This is a genomic window from Pseudomonas sp. GWSMS-1, from assembly GCF_049847425.1.
Lineage (GTDB): Bacteria > Pseudomonadota > Gammaproteobacteria > Pseudomonadales > Pseudomonadaceae > Aquipseudomonas.
On record NZ_JBMHHV010000005.1, the window covers coordinates 3,416,459 to 3,435,824 of the forward strand.

The following is a 19,366-nucleotide window of genomic DNA, read 5'->3' on the forward strand; positions in this document are numbered from 1 at the left end:
CACGTTAAACGCCGGATAAAAAAGCAACTAGCCTTACCTGGCCACCCGCCGAGCAAGGATGCTCATGATGAAAGCGCTAATCGTCGGCCTACTGCTACTCAGCCAACCCTTGTGGGCCGCCTGCCCGGACTGGCCAGCGCAACGCGCCGAACGCGAACTGAACGCCCTGGCCCAGCAATTAAACACCTGGGACGACGCCTACCACCGCCAAGGCCAGAGCCTGGTTGCCGATGAGCTCTACGATCAGGCCAGCGCCAACCTGCAACACTGGCGACGCTGCTTCCCCGGCGCCGGCCCGGCGGTAGAAAACCCGCTCTATAGCAGTACCGGCCCAGTCCCCCACCCGGTTGCACAAACCGGGCTGCGTAAGCTCGCGGACAGCCGCGCCGTCGCCAACTGGATCGCCAGCCGAGAAGACCTCTGGGTTCAACCCAAGGTTGATGGCGTGGCCGTTAGCCTGGTCTATCGCCAGGGTCAGCTGGCGCAATTGATTAGTCGCGGCGACGGCCGCAGCGGCCAGGACTGGACCACCCAGGCGCGCCAGCTGCCAGCCATTCCCAAACAATTGCCCAGCCAACTGGACCTGGTATTACAGGGCGAGCTGTATTGGCGCATGCCTGCTCATATTCAGCACCAGGCCGGCAGCCTGGGTGCGCGAAGCAAGGTCGCCGGACTGCTGGCCCGACAGACGCTAACGGCCGAGGAAAGCGCGGGCATCGGCCTGTTTATCTGGGACTGGCCCGACGGCCCGAGCAACATCAGCGAACGCCTGCAGCGGCTCAGCACACTGGGCTTTGCCGACAGTTTGAACTTCAGCCAACCGATCCACACGCTGACCGATGCCAGCCACTGGCGCGCACAGTGGTACAACAGCCCCCTGCCCTTCGCGACTGACGGGGTCGTGTTGCGTCAAGGCAAACGTCCAGCCGCCGCCCGCTGGCAAGCCGAACCGCCGCACTGGGCCGTCGCCTGGAAGTACCCGGCCAGCCAGGCATTGGCCGTGGTGCAAGCGGTAGATTTTCGCATCGGCCGCAGCGGGCGCATCACCCCCGTGCTACGCGTACAACCGGTGAAACTGGATGACCGACGCATCGAGTATGTCAGCGCCGGCTCCCTGCAACGCTGGCAAACCCTGGATATTCGCCCCGGTGATCAGGTAGTAATTCGCCTGGCCGGGCTGACTATCCCCGCGCTGGACAGCGTGCTCTGGCGCACCCAGCAGCGCGCCGAACTGCAGGTGCCGGATGCCAAGGCCTATCACAGCCTCAGTTGCTGGCGCGCCACGGCGGCGTGCGCCAGTCAGTTTCGCGCACGCCTGGTCTGGCTCAGCGGCAAACAGGGTCTGGCGTTACCGGGTGTGGGCCCCGGCACCTGGGATAAGCTGCTGCGCGCCCAACAGATCAACAGCCTCACCGACTGGCTAGACCTCTCGACCGAGCAGCTCAGGCGCGTGCCAGGCCTTGGCCCACGCAGCGCCGCCACCCTGCAACAGAGTTTCAACCTGGCGCGCCAACGCCCGCAGCAGGCCTGGCTGCGCGCCCTGGGCGTGCCGGGCAACGTGACATTGGACGCCGACTGGGACACCCTGGCGCAACGCAGCATCACCGACTGGCAGCACCAGCCCGGCGTCGGCCCACAGCGGGCTGCGCAGCTGCAGGCGTTTTTTCAACACCCGGAAGTACAAGCCCTGCTTACACAGCTGCGCACAGCGCAAATCGCTGGCTTCTAAACTGCCGATAAACTTTGCCCCGACTGAACTGTCGGTTGCACACCCCATATCGAGGAATACCCATGCACAGAACCTTGCTCCTGAGCGCCCTACTGCTGACCGGCACACTGGTCCACGCCGATCAAAGCGCAACACCGCTCACTGGCTGTGCGGCCAAACTTCAGGCCATCGCCGCGCAACTCGAAATCGCCAAAAGCCACGGCAATAGCAACCAGCAAGCCGGCCTGGAGAAAGCCCTGAAGGAAGTTGAAAGCAACTGCAACGATGCCGACCTGCGCGCCAAGCGCGAAGCCAAGGTGAGCAAAGCCGAGGAAGAAGTTGCAGAGCGCGAGCAGGATCTGCGTGAAGCACAGGCCGACGGCGATCAGGACGACATCAGCAAACGCCAGCGCAAACTTCAGGAATCGCGTACAGAGCTGCAGCAAGCCCGCGAAGAACTCAACAAATAACGCGCGTATGACGGCTCAACTAAAGCCATGCCGGGCGGGGCGCAGCGACCGAATACAGGCGCGCGTCCGCCCTTGGGCACTACTCGCTTAACGGGCCTTGCGCCTGTTAAATCGAGCGGCGCCGCTACGCACAGGCTGTGCGCCTTGACTTAGAAGGCGCGGAACTCTTCATGGCACGCCTTGCAGCTGTCTTCAACACGCTGCATCGGCGCCGCCAGCAACTCCGGGGTTAATGGCGGAGCTTGGGTGGCGCTAACCAGCGCTGCGGTGCTGGCTTCCATCGCGCGCGCCAGCTCCTGGAAGCGCGCTTGACGCTGCCACACTTCATCCTTGGCGCGAGTCTCGCCACCCTCTTCACGCACCTGCGGGAAGTGCTGCCAAGGCTTACGCGTCAGCTGGTCAAGCTCGGCTGCACCGGCAACAAACGCCTCCTCCTTGAACGCCACCCGTCCGCGCAGCATGCCCCCCAGGTTTTCGCTGACCTTGAGCATCTGCTTGAAAAGCGCTTGGCGCTGGCCTTGCGGCGAATTGGGATCGACACCGCCACAACCACTCATGGTCAGCGCCAATAAAACGAGGAACAGGGTTTTAAGCTTCATAACACCTTCAATGCCAACAACCGGGTGGATAACGGGTGACAGTATCGCCACCCACCCGCCAACGGCCAAGCGTGGTGTTTTGCCGCAGAGAGCAGAACCTGATGTAACGGCTGGCGAGCGAGAGCCATGCAAGGCGCTACGTTAGTAACAGCCTCAGGCGGGTCAAAACAGACGAGAAATGTAGCGTAGCGAAGTAACAGCCGTAGGCTGGTCCGCAGGGTGAGCGCAGCGAATCAAGCGGAGTGGGCTCGCATGCGAGTGTACTTTTGAACATGAGCATTACTCGCTTCACTCGCCCTTCGGGTCGCGCTAAAGCGCGTTAGCCGCAAGCGGCGTACCGAATCTGTTTTTAACGCAGCAGGGCCGAAGCGCAGCAGGCTTTGCACAGGTTCTTAGGCGGAGACTACAAACAGGCTGATTATCAGGCCCATGTTGACGAACCACACCAGCGAACGCAGGGTCGCCCAGTCGGCCGCATAGAAGATGAAATAGAGGATACGACTGGCAATAAACGCCATGGCCAATTGGTCGAGCAATGCCTGCTCGGCACCACCCGCCAGGTGCGCAATGATCACCGCCGCAGAAAATGCCGGGGTGATTTCGAAGCTATTAAGCTGGGCATTGTTGGCGCGGCGGCCGAGACCGCTGAGGTTGTCCAACAGGGCACGCGGGTCATGATTGTGCCGGGGGCTGAAGCCGCCACTGACGGCTTTCGCCGTAACGGTCGACAGGTAAGGCAGAAACAGCGCAATCAACACACACCAGTAAGCAACGGTCATAGCAACTCCTAGGGTCAGGACAACAAGGCTGCAGCTTGGCCTGCAACCTTAGCCCGCGTCCATGACCCCAGCGTGAAATGCGGCGGCAATTCAGCCAATCATGCCGCCAGTTTTCCGTTGGCCAGCGCCACAGAGGCTGCGAGCATGGCACGCAGCAATACCGCGCAGCCGGCAGCGAGATCACCCGGCGCGGCATTCTCGATCTCGTTGTGGCTGATGCCGCCCTCGCACGGCACAAAAATCATCCCCGCCGGGCCCAGCTCAGCGAGAAAGATCGCGTCATGCCCAGCGCCGCTGACGATATCCATGTGCGACAGACCCAGTCCCAGTGCAGCACTGCGTACCGCCTCAACGCAGCCCTGCTCGAAATACAGCGGCGGGAAGTCTGCCGTCGGCGTTAGCTCGAAGCTCAGGCCATGCTTGGCGCAGGTCTCATCAATCACTCCACGCACCTCTTCGATCATCGAATCCAGCCGTGCCGGTTCGAGATGACGGAAATCCAGGGTCATGCGCACCTCGCCGGGAATCACGTTGCGCGAACCGGGGTAGGCCTGCAGACAACCGACCGTGCCACAGGCATGCGGCTGATGCTCCAACGCCACCCGATTGACCGCCGCTACCACTGCGGCCGCACCGACCAGGGCGTCCTTGCGCAGGTGCATCGGCGTTGGGCCGGCATGCGCTTCAACGCCCTTGAGATTCAGATCGAACCACTTCTGCCCGAGTGCGCCGAGCACCACGCCGATGGTTTTCTTCTGATCTTCAAGAATTGGCCCCTGCTCGATATGCGCCTCGAAATAAGCACCGACCGGATGCCCGGTCACCGCACGGCTGCCGGCATAGCCGATGGCATTCAGTGCCTCACCGACACTGACGCCTTCGGCATCGCGCTTGGCCAGGGTTTCTTCCAGGGTGAATTTCTCGGCGAACACCCCGGAGCCCATCATGCACGGGGCGAAGCGCGAGCCCTCCTCGTTGGTCCACACCACCACCTCCAGCGGCGCTTCGGTCTGTACGCCCAGATCATTCAGGGTACGCAGCACCTCGACGCCAGCCAGCACGCCAAAGCAGCCGTCAAACTTGCCGCCAGTGGGCTGGGTGTCGATATGGCTGCCGGTCATCACCGGAGGCAGTGCCGCATTACGCCCGGGGCGGCGGGCAAAGATGTTGCCAACCCCATCAACCGTCACGGTACAGCCGGCGTCCTCGCACCAGCGCACAAACAGGTCACGCGCTTGGCGGTCGAGGTAGGTCAGCGCCAGCCGGCAGACACCGCCTTTAACCGTGGCACCAAGCTGCGCCAGCTCCATTAGCGATTGCCACAGACGCTCACTGTTGATGTGCGGTTGAGTGGATTGCAGAACCTCGCTAACCGTGTTCATGGCGTTCTCCTTGTCGATCATGTTTGACCCGCCTGACAGAACGGCGAGCATATTGGGTGGCTTTGCGGGCCAGCACGCGCAGCTGTGCTAGCCCGCCAGATGACTGCTCTAGGCGGCGCTATCAACCACCACCGGCTGCGTATTGCGCAGGCTGCAGAGGCCGAAATAAATCAAGCCGCCGAAGAACGAGCCGGTAAACCAGCCGTAGTCGTAGAACCAGCTGAAGGCGTTGCTGCCTAGCGACAACAGGGTCAGCGCCACTGGCACCGCGAAGGCAACAAAACCGATCCAGTTCCACGCTGGGTACACGTCATCGCGGTACAGGCCGGCCAGGTCGAGGCGCTGTTTCTTGATCAGGAAGTAGTCCACCACCATGATCCCGGCGATCGGCCCGAGCAGGCTGGAGTAGCCCAGCAACCAGTTGGAATAGACGCTTTCCAGGCTCAGGTCCGAGACCAGCAGGCCGAGCTTCTTCAGCAACTCGTGGCCCATCAGGCCCAGGCCAATCAGGCCGGTGAGCATCACCGCCTTGGTACGGTTGATCAGCTTGGGCGCGATATTCTGGAAGTCATTGGTGGGCGAAACGATATTCGCCGCCGTATTGGTCGATAGCGTGGCGACAATGATCAATGCCATGGCCAAGGCGACCCAGCCTGGGCTCTGGATATGGCCGATCAGGGTGACCGGGTCCGACACGGTTTCACCGACCAGCGAGGCCGACGCGGCAGTCATCACCACACCGAGGGCGGCGAACAGGAACATGGTCAGCGGCAGACCAATGATCTGGCCGACGATCTGATCTTTCTGGCTCTTGGCGTAACGGCTGAAGTCGGGAATGTTCAACGACAAGGTGGCCCAGAAACCAACCATGGCGGTCAGCCCGGCCAGGAAGTAACTGGTGACACCGGCGCCCTCAGGACGGTTGGCCGGCTGCGCCAGCAGTTCGCTCATCGATACATTGGGCAGCGCCCACACCAGCAAGCCGGCACCGACCAGCACCAGCAGCGGCGCGGACAGGGTTTCCAGCCACTTGATCGATTCGGCTCCGCGTAATACCACCCACAGGTTGAGGGTCCAGAAGACCATAAAGCCGATCACCTCACCGGTGCCACCGAGGCTTTTCCAGCCCTCGAAGATCGAGCCGAGCAGCAAGTGAATGGCCAGGCCGCCGAACATGGTCTGAATACCAAACCAACCACAGGCCACGACCGCGCGAATCAGACAGGGCACGTTGGAGCCGATCACCCCGAACGATGATCGCAGCAAGACCGGAAAGGGAATGCCGTACTTGGTGCCGGGAAAGGCATTCAGCGTCAGTGGAACCAACACAATGATATTGGCCAGCAAGATCGCCAGCAGCGCCTCGCTCACCGACAACCCGAAGTAGGCGGTCAGCACGCCGCCCAGGGTATAGGTCGGCACGCAGATCGACATACCGACCCATAGGGCGGTGATGTGCCACTTGTTCCAAGTGCGCTCATGGACCTGGGTCGGAGCGATGTCATGGTTATAACGCGGGCTGTCGAGTACGTCGGGGCCAGCGGCCAGTTCGTACAAGCCATCGCGCTCAGTCACTTGCGATCTGCTCTGTTGCATGGGGCCTCTCCAGTGATTGTTCTGATTATTTGCTCATCGGGATTACCAACCATTTGCCAGGGGCGGCACTGGCAAAGGCCGTTCGCGATGGCCGGAGTACGCGTTCATCTCGGCCGGCCAGCTCGATAGCGACGGCTATCAATAAGCGTGCCGGGAACCTGTTCAACTCATGCATTGCTTGCCAATAAAACGCATAAATAGCTGATTTATATGGACTTTATATCAACTGCTAGATTCTCCCTCTGCACCTCACATGCCGGCTTTTTCCGCCACCAACAAGCCTGTCTCACCCGTCAGGATTCAAAGTGGTGCAGGCAAATATTTTTTGCGCCCGCAGCGCGGACCCTGCGTCGGGTTCAAACGCCTGATTTTGCATAGGAAATCTTGCTCATATTTGGTTCTTGTCAAGTGCGTCAAAATGGTTAGGGCCTGCACCATTTTGTTTATTTCTTTATTTTTTCCTTTATTTTCAATAACTTAAAATACAAAAAGAGTATTTAAAAATATTCTTGATCAATCATTGAGCAGCGACTAGATTCAATTCCTGTCAGCAGTGACAGGAATAAAACCTCTCACCTGACAGGTCATAACACTAAGAACCGGCATGCACCGGTCAGCCTGAGAGGAACTCGCTATGTCGCTGTTGATACGCGGTGCCACCCTGGTCACCCATGAAGAGAGCTACCGCGCTGACGTGCTCTGTGCCAACGGTCTGATCCAGGCCATTGGCGACAACCTCGACGCCCCCGCCGGTTGCCAAGTACTCGACGGCAGCGGCCAGTACCTGATGCCCGGCGGCATCGATCCGCACACCCATATGCAATTGCCGTTCATGGGCACCGTGGCCAGCGAAGACTTTTTCAGCGGCACGGCAGCAGGCCTGGCCGGCGGCACCACCTCGATCATCGACTTCGTCATTCCCAACCCGCAGCAATCGCTGCTCGAAGCCTTCCACACCTGGCGCGGCTGGGCGGAGAAGTCCGCATCCGACTACGGCTTCCATGTCGCCATCACCTGGTGGAGCGAGCAGGTTGCCGCCGAGATGGGCGAGCTGGTGGCGAAGTTCGGGGTCAACAGCTTCAAGCACTTTATGGCCTACAAAAACGCCATCATGGCCGCCGACGACACCCTGGTCGCCAGCTTCGAGCGCTGCCTGCAACTGGGCGCAGTGCCCACCGTGCACGCGGAAAACGGCGAGTTGGTCTATCACCTGCAACAAAAACTGCTGGCTCAGGGCATGACCGGGCCAGAAGCGCATCCGCTGTCACGTCCTTCGCAGGTCGAAGGCGAAGCCGCCAGTCGCGCCATCCGCATTGCTGAAACCCTGGGTACACCGTTGTACCTGGTGCATGTTTCCACCCAGGAAGCCCTGGATGAAATCACCTATGCCCGCGCTAAAGGCCAGCCGGTGTACGGCGAAGTATTAGCCGGCCACCTGCTGCTCGATGACAGCGTCTATCGCCACCCCGATTGGCAGATGGCCGCCGGTTACGTGATGAGCCCGCCGTTCCGCCCCAAGGAGCATCAAGCAGCGCTATGGCGCGGCCTGCAGTCGGGCAATCTGCACACCACCGCCACCGATCACTGCTGTTTCTGCGCCGAGCAGAAAGCCGCCGGTCGTGACGATTTCAGCAAAATCCCCAACGGCACTGCCGGTATTGAAGACCGTATGGCCGTGCTGTGGGACGAAGGGGTCAACAGCGGCAAGCTGTCGATCACCGACTTCGTCGCGCTGACCAGCACCAATACGGCGAAGATCTTCAACCTGTTCCCACGCAAGGGCGCGCTACGCTTAGGCGCCGATGCTGACCTGGTGCTCTGGGACCCACAGGGCACGCGCACCATTTCGGCCAAAACGCATCACCAGCAGGTCGACTTCAACATCTTCGAAGGCAAGACCGTGCGCGGCGTGCCCAGCCACACCATCAGCCAGGGCAAGCTGGTCTGGGTCGATGGCGACCTGCGCGCCGAACGTGGCGCCGGCCGCTATGTCGAGCGCCCGGCGTACCCGGCGGTATTCGACCTGCTGAGTAAACGCGCCGAAAACAATCGCCCGATCGCCGTTGAGCGCTAAACCCGCGCCCAGGCACCACACATGACTTAGCCGCACCGACCCACAGAGGCCGGACGGCCGCTTATCAGCTGTTAACTGCCCAATAAAAGCCACAAAACCGTGAGGCAATAACCGTGATAGACACCCTCAGCCATTTACCACGACCGGATGCCGACGCTGCCGAACTGGCCGATCGTTTCAGCGATCTGGCCCCGCCGCTTAACGCTCGCCAAGCCGCACTGGAAAGCGCCCGTTGCCTGTACTGCTATGACGCGCCCTGCATCAATGCTTGCCCGAGCGAGATCGACATCCCCTCATTTATTCGCAATATCAGCCATGAAAACGTTCAGGGCGCCGCCGAGAAAATTCTCTCGGCGAATATCCTCGGAGGCAGCTGCGCCCGCGTTTGCCCAACCGAAATTCTCTGCCAGCAGGCTTGCGTGCGTAATAACGCCGAGGAATGCGCGCCAGTGCTGATCGGGCTGCTGCAGCGTTACGCCATCGACAACGCGCAGTTCAACGAGCACCCGTTTAAACGCGCCCCAGCCAGCGGTAAACGCATCGCCGTAGTCGGCGCCGGGCCTGCAGGTTTGTCCTGCGCCCACCGCCTGGCCATGCATGGTCACGACGTGGTGATCTTCGAGGCGCGCGAGAAAGCCGGCGGCCTCAACGAATACGGCATCGCCGCCTACAAGCTGGTGGACGATTTCGCTCAACGCGAAGTGGACTTTCTCCTGCAGATCGGCGGCATCGAGATTCGCCACGGCCACAAGCTCGGTGACGACCTCAGCTTGAGCGAGCTGCACCAGCAGTTCGACGCGGTGTTTCTCGGCATCGGCCTGGCCGCCAGCAAACGCCTCGGCCTGGCTGGCGAAGACGCGCCGGGGCTGCTCGCCGCCACCGACTACATCCGCGAGCTACGCCAGAGCGATGACCTTAGCCAACTGCCCGTGGCCGAGCGCTGCATCGTCCTCGGCGCCGGCAATACCGCCATCGACATGGCGGTGCAGATGAGCAAGCTCGGCGCCCGCGACGTCAACCTGGTCTATCGCCGTGGCTTCGAGGAAATGGGCGCCACCGAACATGAACAAGACATCGCCAAAGCCAATCAGGTGCGTCTGCTGACCTGGGCACAGCCGCAAGACGTTCTGCTTAATGAACAGGGCCAAGTACGCGGTATGCGCTTCGCCCGTACCCGCGTTGAGAACGGCCGACTGCAGAGCACCGGGCAAACCTTCGAGCTGGCCGCCGACGCCATCTTCAGCGCCATTGGCCAAGCCTTTGACGGCCAAGCCCTGAGTGATCCGCTGGCCAGCGAACTGAAGCGCGAGGGCGAGCGCATCTGGGTCGATGCCCAGCAGCAAACCAGCGTGCCCGGCATCTATGCCGGCGGCGACTGCACTGCGCTAGGTCAGGACCTCACCGTACAAGCCGTGCAGCACGGCAAGCTGGCCGCCGAGGCCATCCACTCTCATCTGATGCTCAATGTGGAGGCCGCATAAATGGCCGATTTATCTATCGAATTCGCCGGTATCAAAGCTCCCAACCCGTTCTGGCTGGCCAGCGCGCCGCCGACCGACAAAGCCTACAACGTGGTCCGCGCCTTTGAAGCCGGCTGGGGCGGCGTGGTGTGGAAAACCCTCGGCGAAGACCCGGCGGCGGTCAACGTCTCGTCGCGTTACTCCGCGCACTTCGGCCCGAACCGCCAAGTGCAGGGCATCAATAACATCGAACTAATCACCGACCGCTCGCTGGAAATCAACCTGCGTGAAATTACCCAGGTGAAGAAGGACTGGCCGGACCGCGCGATGATCGTGTCGCTGATGGTGCCGTGCGTCGAAGAATCCTGGAAAGCCATTCTGCCGTTGGTGGAAGCCACCGGCTGCGACGGCATCGAACTGAACTTCGGCTGCCCCCACGGCATGCCCGAGCGCGGCATGGGCGCGGCGGTCGGCCAAGTGCCGGAATACGTGGAAATGGTCACCCGCTGGTGCAAGACCTACAGCTCGCTGCCGGTGATCGTCAAGCTGACGCCGAATATCACCGACGTGCGCCTGTCCGCCCGCGCGGCTCATCGTGGCGGCGCGGATGCGGTGTCGCTGATCAACACCATCAACTCAATCACCAGCGTCGATCTCGATCGCATGGTCGCCCACCCTATCGTCGGCAATCAAAGCACCCATGGCGGTTATTGCGGCTCGGCAGTCAAACCCATCGCCCTGAACATGGTCGCGGAAATCGCCCGCGACCCGGAAACCCAAGGCCTGCCGATCTGCGGTATCGGCGGCATCGGCAGCTGGCGCGATGCGGCGGAGTTTGTCGCCTTGGGCTGCGGCGCGGTACAGGTATGCACGGCGGCCATGCTGCATGGCTTTCGCATTGTCGAGGAGATGAAAGACGGCCTGTCGCGCTGGATGGACAGTCAGGGCTACGACAGCCTCGCGGACTTCTCAGGCCGCGCGGTGGGCAACACCACCGACTGGAAGTACCTGGACATCAACTATCAGGTGATCGCCAAGATCGATCAGGACGCCTGCATCGGCTGCGGCCGCTGCCATATCGCCTGCGAAGACACCTCGCACCAAGCCATCGCCAGCCTGACCCAGGCCGACGGCACGCATAAATATGAGGTGATCGACGACGAGTGTGTGGGCTGCAACCTGTGTCAAATCACCTGCCCGGTGGAAAACTGCATTGAAATGGTGACTCAGGACACCGGCAAGCCCTTCCTCGACTGGAACCACGACCCGCGCAATCCGTATCGCGTGGCCAGTTAACAGACTCGCTGCTAAAACGGATCGCGGCTAAAGCCCCTCCCACGAATTACACTCGGGCCGTGGGAAGGGCCGGACGGCGTTCCGTTTTAGCCGCGACAGGCAGTGACTGCGGCTATGGCTCCAAGCCAATCCCACGCAATATCACGCTGGTCACCGTCTGCACTGCGCGCTCGAACTGCAGCTCGGACAGCGCCTGGTGCTCGTTCAGCACGCTGACCTGATGGCTAAAGTCGGCGTAGTGCTGGGTTGACGCCCAAATCATATACAGCAACGCGGACGGCTCGACGGCGAGGATGCGTTTGTCTTCGACCCATTGGCGGATCTTCGCTTCCTTCATCTTGGCCCAGGTATACAGGCTGTCATCAAGGGTTGCGCCGAGCATCGGCGCACCATGGATGATCTCGTTGGCCCAGACTTTGGAACCGTGCGGCCGACTGCGCGAGTGGTTCATCTTGGCGCGGATATAGGTACTCAGCACCACGCGCGGATCGTCATACATCTCGAAGCACAGCGCGTCCTGCTTCCACACCTCCAGCAGGTCGAGCAGCACCGCGCGGTACAATTCGTCTTTGGTGCTGAAGTAGTAATGCAGGTTGGAGCGCGGCAGCTCGACCTCTGCGGCGATATCGCCCATGGACGTGCCGCCATGGCCCTTTTCGGCGAAGACCTTTTCCGCAGCCAGCAGAATCTTTTCAACGTTGCGGCGGCGAATCTCGATTTTGTGATTGGCCATGACAGGTCCATAACTACGCGATGCAGCAAGGCTACCATCCGCGTCGAGGCTGGGCGACGGAAAGCCTTGGGCTAAATCCTCAGCATGGCTATAATCATCACCGCTTCACGCAACCGGCACAGCTCCGGTCGCTCCCGCCACCTGTCCGAGGGGCGCTGCAGCACGCGGTAAGTTTGTTGTGAATCCCCAAGCTCTGCATTCCAGCAATGCAATCAGGCGGATTCAAATCAGACTTCCGCCTGTCAGGCTCGGATGGGGCGTTAACCATACGCATCAACGGCGCCCATTCGACACAAACGAATGGAGAACTCATTTATGAGCGCTGTACTGACGCCTGCCGGTTTCACCGATTACAAAGTCGCCGATATTTCCCTAGCTGCCTGGGGCCGTCGCGAAACCATCATCGCCGAATCCGAAATGCCAGCCCTGATGGGCATGCGCCGCAAGTATGCCGGCGAGCAACCGCTGAAAGGCGCGAAGATCATCGGCTGCATCCACATGACCATCCAGACCGCCGTGCTGATCGAAACCCTGACTGCACTGGGCGCCGAAGTACGCTGGTCGTCGTGCAACATCTTCTCCACTCAGGACCAGGCCGCTGCGGCCATCGCGGCCGCCGGTATCCCGGTATTCGCCTGGAAAGGCGAGACTGAAGAAGAATACGAGTGGTGCATCGAGCAGACCATCCTCAAGGATGGCCAGCCGTGGGATGCCAACATGATCCTCGACGACGGCGGCGACCTGACCGAGATCCTGCACAAGAAATACCCACAGATGCTGGAACGCATCCACGGCGTCACCGAAGAGACCACCACTGGCGTACACCGCCTACTGGACATGCTGGCCAAGGGCGAGCTGAAAATCCCGGCGATCAACGTCAACGACTCGGTCACCAAGAGCAAGAACGACAACAAGTACGGCTGCCGTCACAGCCTGAACGACGCGATCAAGCGCGGCACCGACCACCTGCTGTCCGGCAAGCAAGCGCTGGTCATCGGCTACGGCGACGTGGGCAAGGGCTCGGCACAGTCGCTGCGCCAGGAAGGCATGATCGTACGCGTCACTGAAGTCGACCCAATCTGCGCCATGCAAGCCTGCATGGATGGCTATGAAGTGGTTTCGCCATTCAAAGACGGCATCAACGACGGCAGCGAAGCCTGCATCGACGCACAACTGCTGGGTAAGATCGACCTGCTGGTGACCACCACCGGTAACTTCAACGTCTGCGACTCGAACATGCTCAAAGCGCTGAAAAAACGCGCTGTGGTGTGCAACATCGGCCACTTCGACAACGAGATCGACACGGCCTTTATGCGCAAGAACTGGGCATGGGAAGAAGTGAAGCCGCAGGTGCACAAGATCCACCGCACCGGCCCAGGCGCATTCGACGCGCAGAATGATGACTACCTGATCCTGCTGTCGGAAGGCCGCCTGGTAAACCTGGGTAACGCCACTGGCCACCCAAGCCGCATCATGGACGGTTCCTTCGCCAATCAGGTACTGGCGCAGATCTTCCTGTTCGGCCAGAAGTACGCCGACCTGTCGCCTGCACAGAAAGCTGAGCGCCTGACCGTGGAAGTGCTGCCGAAGAAGCTCGACGAAGAAGTAGCCCTGGAAATGGTCAAAGGCTTCGGTGGCGTAGTCACTCAGCTGACCAAGACTCAGGCCGACTACATCGGTGTAACTGTTGAAGGCCCATTCAAGCCAGACGCTTACCGTTACTAACTAGCAGCCCGCAGGGTGGGTTAGCCGTGCGCGGTTAACCCACCCTTCGTTTGAACGGAACCTTCTCCATGTCTCAAGAACGCCGTTACAGCTTCGAGTTCTTCCCTACCAAGACCGAAGCCGGGCACGAAAAGCTGATGAATGTGGCGCGCCAACTGGCGACCTACAACCCCGATTTCTTCTCCTGCACTTACGGTGCCGGTGGCTCCACCCGCGACCGCACGCTGAACACAGTGCTGCAACTCGATGGCGAGATCAAAGTGCCGGCCGCGCCGCACTTGTCCTGCGTCGGTGACAGCAAGGCCGAACTGCGCGACCTGCTGACCCTGTACAAAAGCGCCGGGATCAAGCGCATCGTCGCCCTGCGTGGTGACCTGCCATCCGGCATGGGCATGGCCAGCGGCGAGCTGCGCTACGCCAACGAGCTGGTCAGCTTTATCCGCGAAGAAACCGGTGACCACTTCCATATAGAAGTGGCCGCCTACCCGGAAATGCACCCGCAGGCACGCAACTTCGAAGACGACATAGCCAACTTCGTGCGTAAGGCCAAGGCCGGCGCTGACAGTGCGATTACGCAGTACTTTTTCAACGCCGACTGCTACTTCTACTTCGTCGAACGCGTGCAAAAGCTGGGTGTGGATATCCCAGTGGTGCCAGGCATTATGCCGATCACTAACTACAGCAAGCTGGCACGCTTCTCCGACGCCTGCGGTGCGGAGATCCCGCGTTGGGTGCGCAAGCAACTGGAGGCTTACGGTGACGATACCGACAGCATCCAGGCGTATGGCGAGCAGGTCATTACTGAAATGTGCGAGCGCCTGCTGCAAGGCGGCGCCCCGGGCTTGCACTTTTACAGCATGAACCAGGCTGAACCAAGCCTGGCGATCTGGAACAACCTCAAGCTGCCTCGTTAAGTTTTAACACCCGCTACATCGGCACCTGCGTCTTGCGGGTGTCGATACTTTCACCCGCCATTCGGCATGACTCACCGATCCTCGGTTGCAGTTTTTTTCCATCGCCCCGACAAACCGGGGTAGCCTTTTGCAACGCAAGGCCTGCTCAACGCACAGGCCAAGGCACTTAACCGCCCCCACTATTTTCAGCAAGCGTTTAGCCATGTACGGCTTACGCGATATGACAACCATGGAGCGCCGCAATGGCCGCACGAAAAACCATCAATGCCTCAGTTAACCCCAAAGGCAGCCTGGAAACCCTTTCGCAGCGTGAAGTGCAGCAGCTGCGCGAAACCGGCTCAGGCAGCGTCTATGCGCTGTTTCGTCAGTGCGCCCTGGCGATCCTCAACACCGGTTCGCACAGCGACAACGCCAAGACCATTCTGGAAGCCTACCCGGACTTCGAAATCCGCATCGTGCAGCAAGACCGTGGCATTCGCCTGGAGCTGTTCAATGCCCCGGCCGACGCCTTCGTCGATGGCGAGATGATCGCCAGCACCCGCGAAATGCTGTTCAGCGCCCTGCGCGACATCGTCTACACGCAGAGCGAGCTGGAGAACAAGCGGGTCGACTTCAGCAGCTCCCAAGGCATCACCGACTACGTCTTCCACCTGCTGCGCAACGCTCACACCCTGCGGGCCGGTGCCGAGCCGAAGATCGTGGTGTGCTGGGGCGGCCACTCGATCAGCACCGAGGAATACAAATACACCAAGAAAGTCGGCCACGAGCTGGGCCTACGCGGGCTGGATATCTGCACCGGCTGCGGCCCCGGCGTGATGAAGGGGCCGATGAAAGGCGCGACCATTTCCCACGCCAAACAGCGCAACGTGCATGGCCGCTACTTGGGCCTGACCGAGCCGGGGATCATCGCCGCCGAAGCGCCGAATCCGATCGTCAATGAGCTGGTGATCCTGCCGGATATCGAAAAGCGCCTGGAAGCCTTCGTGCGCATTGGCCACGGCATCATCATCTTCCCCGGCGGCGCGGGCACAGCCGAAGAGCTGCTGTATTTCCTCGGCATCCTCATGCACCCGGACAACCAGAACATCCCCTTCCCGTTGATCATGACCGGGCCAAGTAGCGCCGCCGCCTACCTCGAACAGCTGCATGAGTTTATCGGCGCGACCCTGGGCGAAGCGGCGCAGCAGCGCTACAGCATCATCATCAACGACCCCGAGCAGGTCGCCCGGGAAATGGCCGCCGGGATCAAGGCAGTCAAACAATTCCGCCGTGAACATAACGATGCGTTCCACTTCAACTGGCTGCTGAAGATCGACGAAAGCTTCCAGCACCCCTTCGAGCCGACGCACGCCCACATGGCCAGCCTCAAGCTGACCCGCGAGCAACCCGCACACGAACTGGCGGCCAACCTGCGCCGGGCGTTTTCCGGAATTGTCGCGGGTAACGTCAAGGACAAGGGCATTCGCCTGATCGAACAACATGGCCCCTACGAAATCACCGGTGACCGCGACATCATGCAGCAGCTCGATACGCTGCTGCAGGCCTTCGTTGATCAACACCGGATGAAACTGCCGGGCAACAGCGCCTATGAGCCCTGCTACCGTCTGACCAAATAGCCTCCAGGTTGCACAGTCAGTAGGCTGAACGGCGCTGCATGGGCAGCGCCGTCAGCGGTTGTGACGGGCGAGTACCTGAGCGCAACTATTCATCGCACCCTGACTACTCAGAGTCGATCCAAGTCGCTACTCTGGCCACATGCCAACCTCCCCGCGCCACATGATCGCTGCACTGTGCCTGATGGGCCTGAGCCTCTGCGCTCACGCCCAGACACTGCGCATCGTCAGTGAAAGCTGGGCGCCCTATGTGTATGAAGAGCAAGGTACAGTAAAAGGCCTCGACTACGAGGCCACACAAATCGTCCTGCAGCGCCTGGGCGTCGAGGCTGAATGGCAGCTCCTGCCATGGAAGCGCTGCCTAGCGGCAATTGAACAGGGGCAGGCCGACGCCATCCTGGATATCTTCCGCACCCCTGAACGCGAAACCAGCATCCTTTACCCAGACGAGCCCATGTCGCAGATCGAGTTCGTGCTGTTCTACGCCAGCGCCAGGCCTTACCCGTTCAGCCAGTTAGAGGACCTGCAAGGCCTGAAAGTCGGTGTATCCGCTGGCTATTGGTATGCCAATCGCGCGTTTCGCGAGTCCGACCTGTTCACCCGTGAGCCCGCGCCCAGCCATATCGCGAACTTCGGCAAGCTGCTGCGCGACCGGGTCGACCTGGTGATCAACGACAGACGCGGCGGCCTATTTCTGGCCCAGCAGATGGGCATCCAGAATGACATTGGCCATCACTCCCAAGTGATTAGCCGCGACCAGCTGTATCTGGGCCTACGCCGCAGCGCCGGTCTGGAAGCATTCGCCCAGCGCTTCAGCAACGCGCTGCGCCGTTTTAAACGTGAACCGGCTTATGCTGCCCTCAGCGCCCGCTACACCCGCTGAGCCATACCGCTGTACCTATAACCCGCGCCCAAAACCCCTGCAGCCCGTTAAGCAGGCGAATGCTGCAGATCGACCCAGCTCTGTTATACTCGGGCCTTCCCGCCAGGCTTGCGCCCGGATGCTAGCCCCCAGAGGCCAGTAGTACCGGACGGGATTGCGCCCCCCAAGCGTGATTCAAGCCAGGCAATACACCCCATAGGGCTGCGCCCTCACTAGACAGGATTACACATGTCCTTTGCCTCCCTCGGTCTCTCCGAGGCTTTAGTCCGTGCGGTCGAATCCGCCGGCTACACCCAACCCACTCCGGTGCAACAGCGGGCCATCCCCGCCGCGTTGCAAGGTCGCGACCTGATGGTTGCAGCCCAGACGGGTACAGGTAAGACAGGCGGCTTTGCCCTGCCGATCCTTGAGCGACTGTTCCCCAACGGTCACCCGGATCGCGAACAGCGTCACGGCCCGAAACAACCGCGCGTGCTGGTGTTGACCCCCACCCGCGAACTGGCCGCCCAGGTGCATGACAGCTTCAAGCTGTATGCCCGCGATTTGAAATTCGTCAGCGCCTGCATCTTCGGCGGCGTTGGCATGAACCCGCAGGTCCAGGCCCTAGCCAAAGGCGTCGACGTACTGGTGGCTTGCCCCGGACGCCTGCTCGACCTGGCCAACCAACGTGCCATCGACCTCTCGCACGTGGAAATCCTCGTCCTCGATGAAGCCGACCGCATGCTCGACATGGGCTTTATCCATGACGTGAAGAAGGTCCTCGCCAAGCTTCCGGCCAAGCGCCAGAACCTGCTGTTCTCGGCGACCTTCTCGAAAGACATCACCGATCTGGCCGGTAAGCTGCTGCACAACCCGGAACGCATCGAAGTGACGCCGCCGAACACCACGGTCGAGCGCATCGAACAACGCGTGTTCCGCGTTCAGGCCAGCCACAAGCGCGCCCTGCTCGCCCACCTGATCACCGCTGGCGCCTGGGAACAGGTACTGGTGTTCACCCGTACCAAGCACGGCGCCAACCGCCTGGCCGAATACCTCGATAAGCACGGCCTGCCGGCTGTGGCGATCCACGGTAACAAAAGCCAGAACGCTCGCACCAAAGCCTTGGCTGACTTCAAGGCCAGCAAGGTCCGCGTATTGGTTGCCACCGATATCGCCGCACGCGGCCTGGATATCGACCAGCTGCCGCATGTGGTCAACTTCGAGCTGCCTAACATCGAAGAAGACTACGTGCACCGCATTGGCCGTACCGGTCGTGCCGGCCGTAGCGGTGAAGCAATCTCCATGGTTGCCCCGGATGAAGAGAAGCTGCTCAAGGGCATTGAGCGCATGACCAAGCAGAAGATCGCTGACGGCGACCTGCTCGGCTTTGATGCCAGCACCGTTGAGGCCGAGCGTCCGGAAGTGCGTGAGCCGCAGAAGCCACGCGCACCGCGCGGCGCAAAGCCAGAAGGCGAACGCCATGGCGGCGGTCGTAAAGACAAAGGCAAAGACAGCGGCCGTGACAACAACAGCCGCAGCAAGCCGCAGGGCGGTCGTAGCCAGCAGCCACGCAGCGCATCAGCGGCCCGCACCAGCACACCGGCCGTGCCCGCACTCCCTCCGGATCGCGCGCCGGACGAGTTCCGCGACGATGAAATCGATAATTTCGGCAACCGTGTCGACTATGTAAGCCCTAACCAGAATAAGCAGCAGAACCGTGGCCGTCGGCCCGGTGCGCCTGCTACCGGGCCAAGCGCCAGCAATGGTGTCGGCCAAGGTGCGCGTCCAGCCAATAAGCCACGCAGTAATGCTGGCGGCGCGGGTGCCGGCGGCCAAGGCCGTCGCCAGGGTGCTGGCGCGGCGGCCAACGGCGGCCAGGGCCGTAATGGCTCCGGCCGTGCACGCCCAGCGCGCGACACCCGTACCACCTCGCTGAACCGCGATGAGCTGCCACGCCAGGAAGCGGCAGTGAAAAGCCCACGCGATAAGCAGCCGGTAATCGTGCACAAGGGCTCACGCCTGGATCGCCTGCCAACGGCGGAGCAACTCGACGAACTGGCGAGTGCACGTCCGCGCGGCGAAAAACCGGCCCTGCTGACACGCAACCGCGAAGAGTCATAGTCAGTTAGTCGCACACAAAAACGCCGCCCATTGG

General features: G+C 61.1%; 15 protein-coding genes and 1 riboswitch. Of the genes, 10 read left to right on the forward strand and 5 right to left on the reverse strand.

Annotated features, from left to right (window positions below; genetic code table 11):
• The first annotated feature begins 67 nt into the window (after positions 1-67).
• Positions 68-1,729, forward strand: a complete 1,662-nt coding sequence (ligB, locus tag ACEPAJ_RS19625) for an NAD-dependent DNA ligase LigB (protein WP_425917207.1) — start codon at positions 68-70, stop codon at positions 1,727-1,729.
• Positions 1,730-1,791: 62 nt separating this feature from the next.
• Positions 1,792-2,178 (forward strand): DUF1090 domain-containing protein, encoded by a 387-nt coding sequence (locus ACEPAJ_RS19630; RefSeq protein ID WP_425917209.1) that lies wholly within the window; start codon positions 1,792-1,794, stop codon positions 2,176-2,178.
• A 149-nt stretch (positions 2,179-2,327) separates the two neighbouring features.
• Here the strand turns inward: ACEPAJ_RS19630 and ACEPAJ_RS19635 are convergent, their stop codons facing one another.
• From ACEPAJ_RS19635 to ACEPAJ_RS19650, 4 genes are all read right to left on the reverse strand, one after another.
• The gene (locus tag ACEPAJ_RS19635) at positions 2,328-2,777 is read right to left on the reverse strand and encodes a c-type cytochrome (RefSeq protein WP_425917211.1); all 450 of its coding nucleotides are present in this window, start codon (positions 2,775-2,777) and stop codon (positions 2,328-2,330) included.
• 392 nt (positions 2,778-3,169) lie between these two features.
• Positions 3,170-3,556: an MAPEG family protein gene (locus ACEPAJ_RS19640; protein WP_425917213.1), complete on the reverse strand. Its 387-nt coding sequence runs from the start codon at positions 3,554-3,556 to the stop codon at positions 3,170-3,172.
• Between the two features lie 98 nt (positions 3,557-3,654).
• Positions 3,655-4,938, reverse strand: coding sequence for a Zn-dependent hydrolase (locus ACEPAJ_RS19645; protein ID WP_425917215.1), 1,284 nt, complete (start codon positions 4,936-4,938; stop codon positions 3,655-3,657).
• Between the two features lie 108 nt (positions 4,939-5,046).
• Positions 5,047-6,534, reverse strand: a complete 1,488-nt coding sequence (locus tag ACEPAJ_RS19650; RefSeq protein ID WP_425917217.1) for an NCS1 family nucleobase:cation symporter-1 — start codon at positions 6,532-6,534, stop codon at positions 5,047-5,049.
• A 634-nt stretch (positions 6,535-7,168) separates the two neighbouring features.
• Between ACEPAJ_RS19650 and hydA the strand changes: the two genes are divergently transcribed.
• The 3 genes from hydA (at position 7,169) to preA (ending at position 11,364) form a co-directional block, all read left to right on the forward strand.
• Positions 7,169-8,608 carry a dihydropyrimidinase gene (hydA, locus tag ACEPAJ_RS19655; RefSeq protein WP_425917219.1) on the forward strand — a complete coding sequence of 480 codons (1,440 nt, stop codon included), beginning with the start codon at positions 7,169-7,171 and terminating at the stop codon, positions 8,606-8,608.
• 113 nt (positions 8,609-8,721) lie between these two features.
• Positions 8,722-10,089, forward strand: a complete 1,368-nt coding sequence (locus ACEPAJ_RS19660; protein ID WP_425917221.1) for an NAD(P)-dependent oxidoreductase — start codon at positions 8,722-8,724, stop codon at positions 10,087-10,089.
• A complete protein-coding gene (gene preA / locus ACEPAJ_RS19665; protein ID WP_425917223.1) occupies positions 10,090-11,364 on the forward strand; it encodes an NAD-dependent dihydropyrimidine dehydrogenase subunit PreA in 1,275 nt (424 codons plus the stop codon).
• 112 nt (positions 11,365-11,476) lie between these two features.
• Here the strand turns inward: preA and ACEPAJ_RS19670 are convergent, their stop codons facing one another.
• Positions 11,477-12,097 carry a TetR/AcrR family transcriptional regulator gene (locus ACEPAJ_RS19670; protein WP_425917225.1) on the reverse strand — a complete coding sequence of 207 codons (621 nt, stop codon included), beginning with the start codon at positions 12,095-12,097 and terminating at the stop codon, positions 11,477-11,479.
• A 141-nt stretch (positions 12,098-12,238) separates the two neighbouring features.
• Positions 12,239-12,389, forward strand: a riboswitch (S-adenosyl-L-homocysteine riboswitch).
• A gap of 23 nt (positions 12,390-12,412) precedes the next feature.
• On the opposite strand from ACEPAJ_RS19670, the gene ahcY reads away from it, so the two are divergent.
• From ahcY to ACEPAJ_RS19695, 5 genes are all read left to right on the forward strand, one after another.
• The gene (gene ahcY, locus ACEPAJ_RS19675; protein WP_425917227.1) at positions 12,413-13,822 is read left to right on the forward strand and encodes an adenosylhomocysteinase; all 1,410 of its coding nucleotides are present in this window, start codon (positions 12,413-12,415) and stop codon (positions 13,820-13,822) included.
• Between the two features lie 68 nt (positions 13,823-13,890).
• A complete protein-coding gene (metF, locus tag ACEPAJ_RS19680) occupies positions 13,891-14,736 on the forward strand; it encodes a methylenetetrahydrofolate reductase [NAD(P)H] (RefSeq protein WP_425917229.1) in 846 nt (281 codons plus the stop codon).
• Positions 14,737-14,978: 242 nt separating this feature from the next.
• Complete coding sequence (gene ppnN, locus ACEPAJ_RS19685) at positions 14,979-16,352, forward strand: nucleotide 5'-monophosphate nucleosidase PpnN (RefSeq protein ID WP_425917231.1); 1,374 nt, start codon at positions 14,979-14,981, stop codon at positions 16,350-16,352.
• Between the two features lie 139 nt (positions 16,353-16,491).
• The gene (locus ACEPAJ_RS19690) at positions 16,492-17,232 is read left to right on the forward strand and encodes a substrate-binding periplasmic protein (protein ID WP_425917233.1); all 741 of its coding nucleotides are present in this window, start codon (positions 16,492-16,494) and stop codon (positions 17,230-17,232) included.
• A 228-nt stretch (positions 17,233-17,460) separates the two neighbouring features.
• The gene (locus ACEPAJ_RS19695; protein WP_425917235.1) at positions 17,461-19,332 is read left to right on the forward strand and encodes a DEAD/DEAH box helicase; all 1,872 of its coding nucleotides are present in this window, start codon (positions 17,461-17,463) and stop codon (positions 19,330-19,332) included.
• Positions 19,333-19,366: the final 34 nt, after the last annotated feature.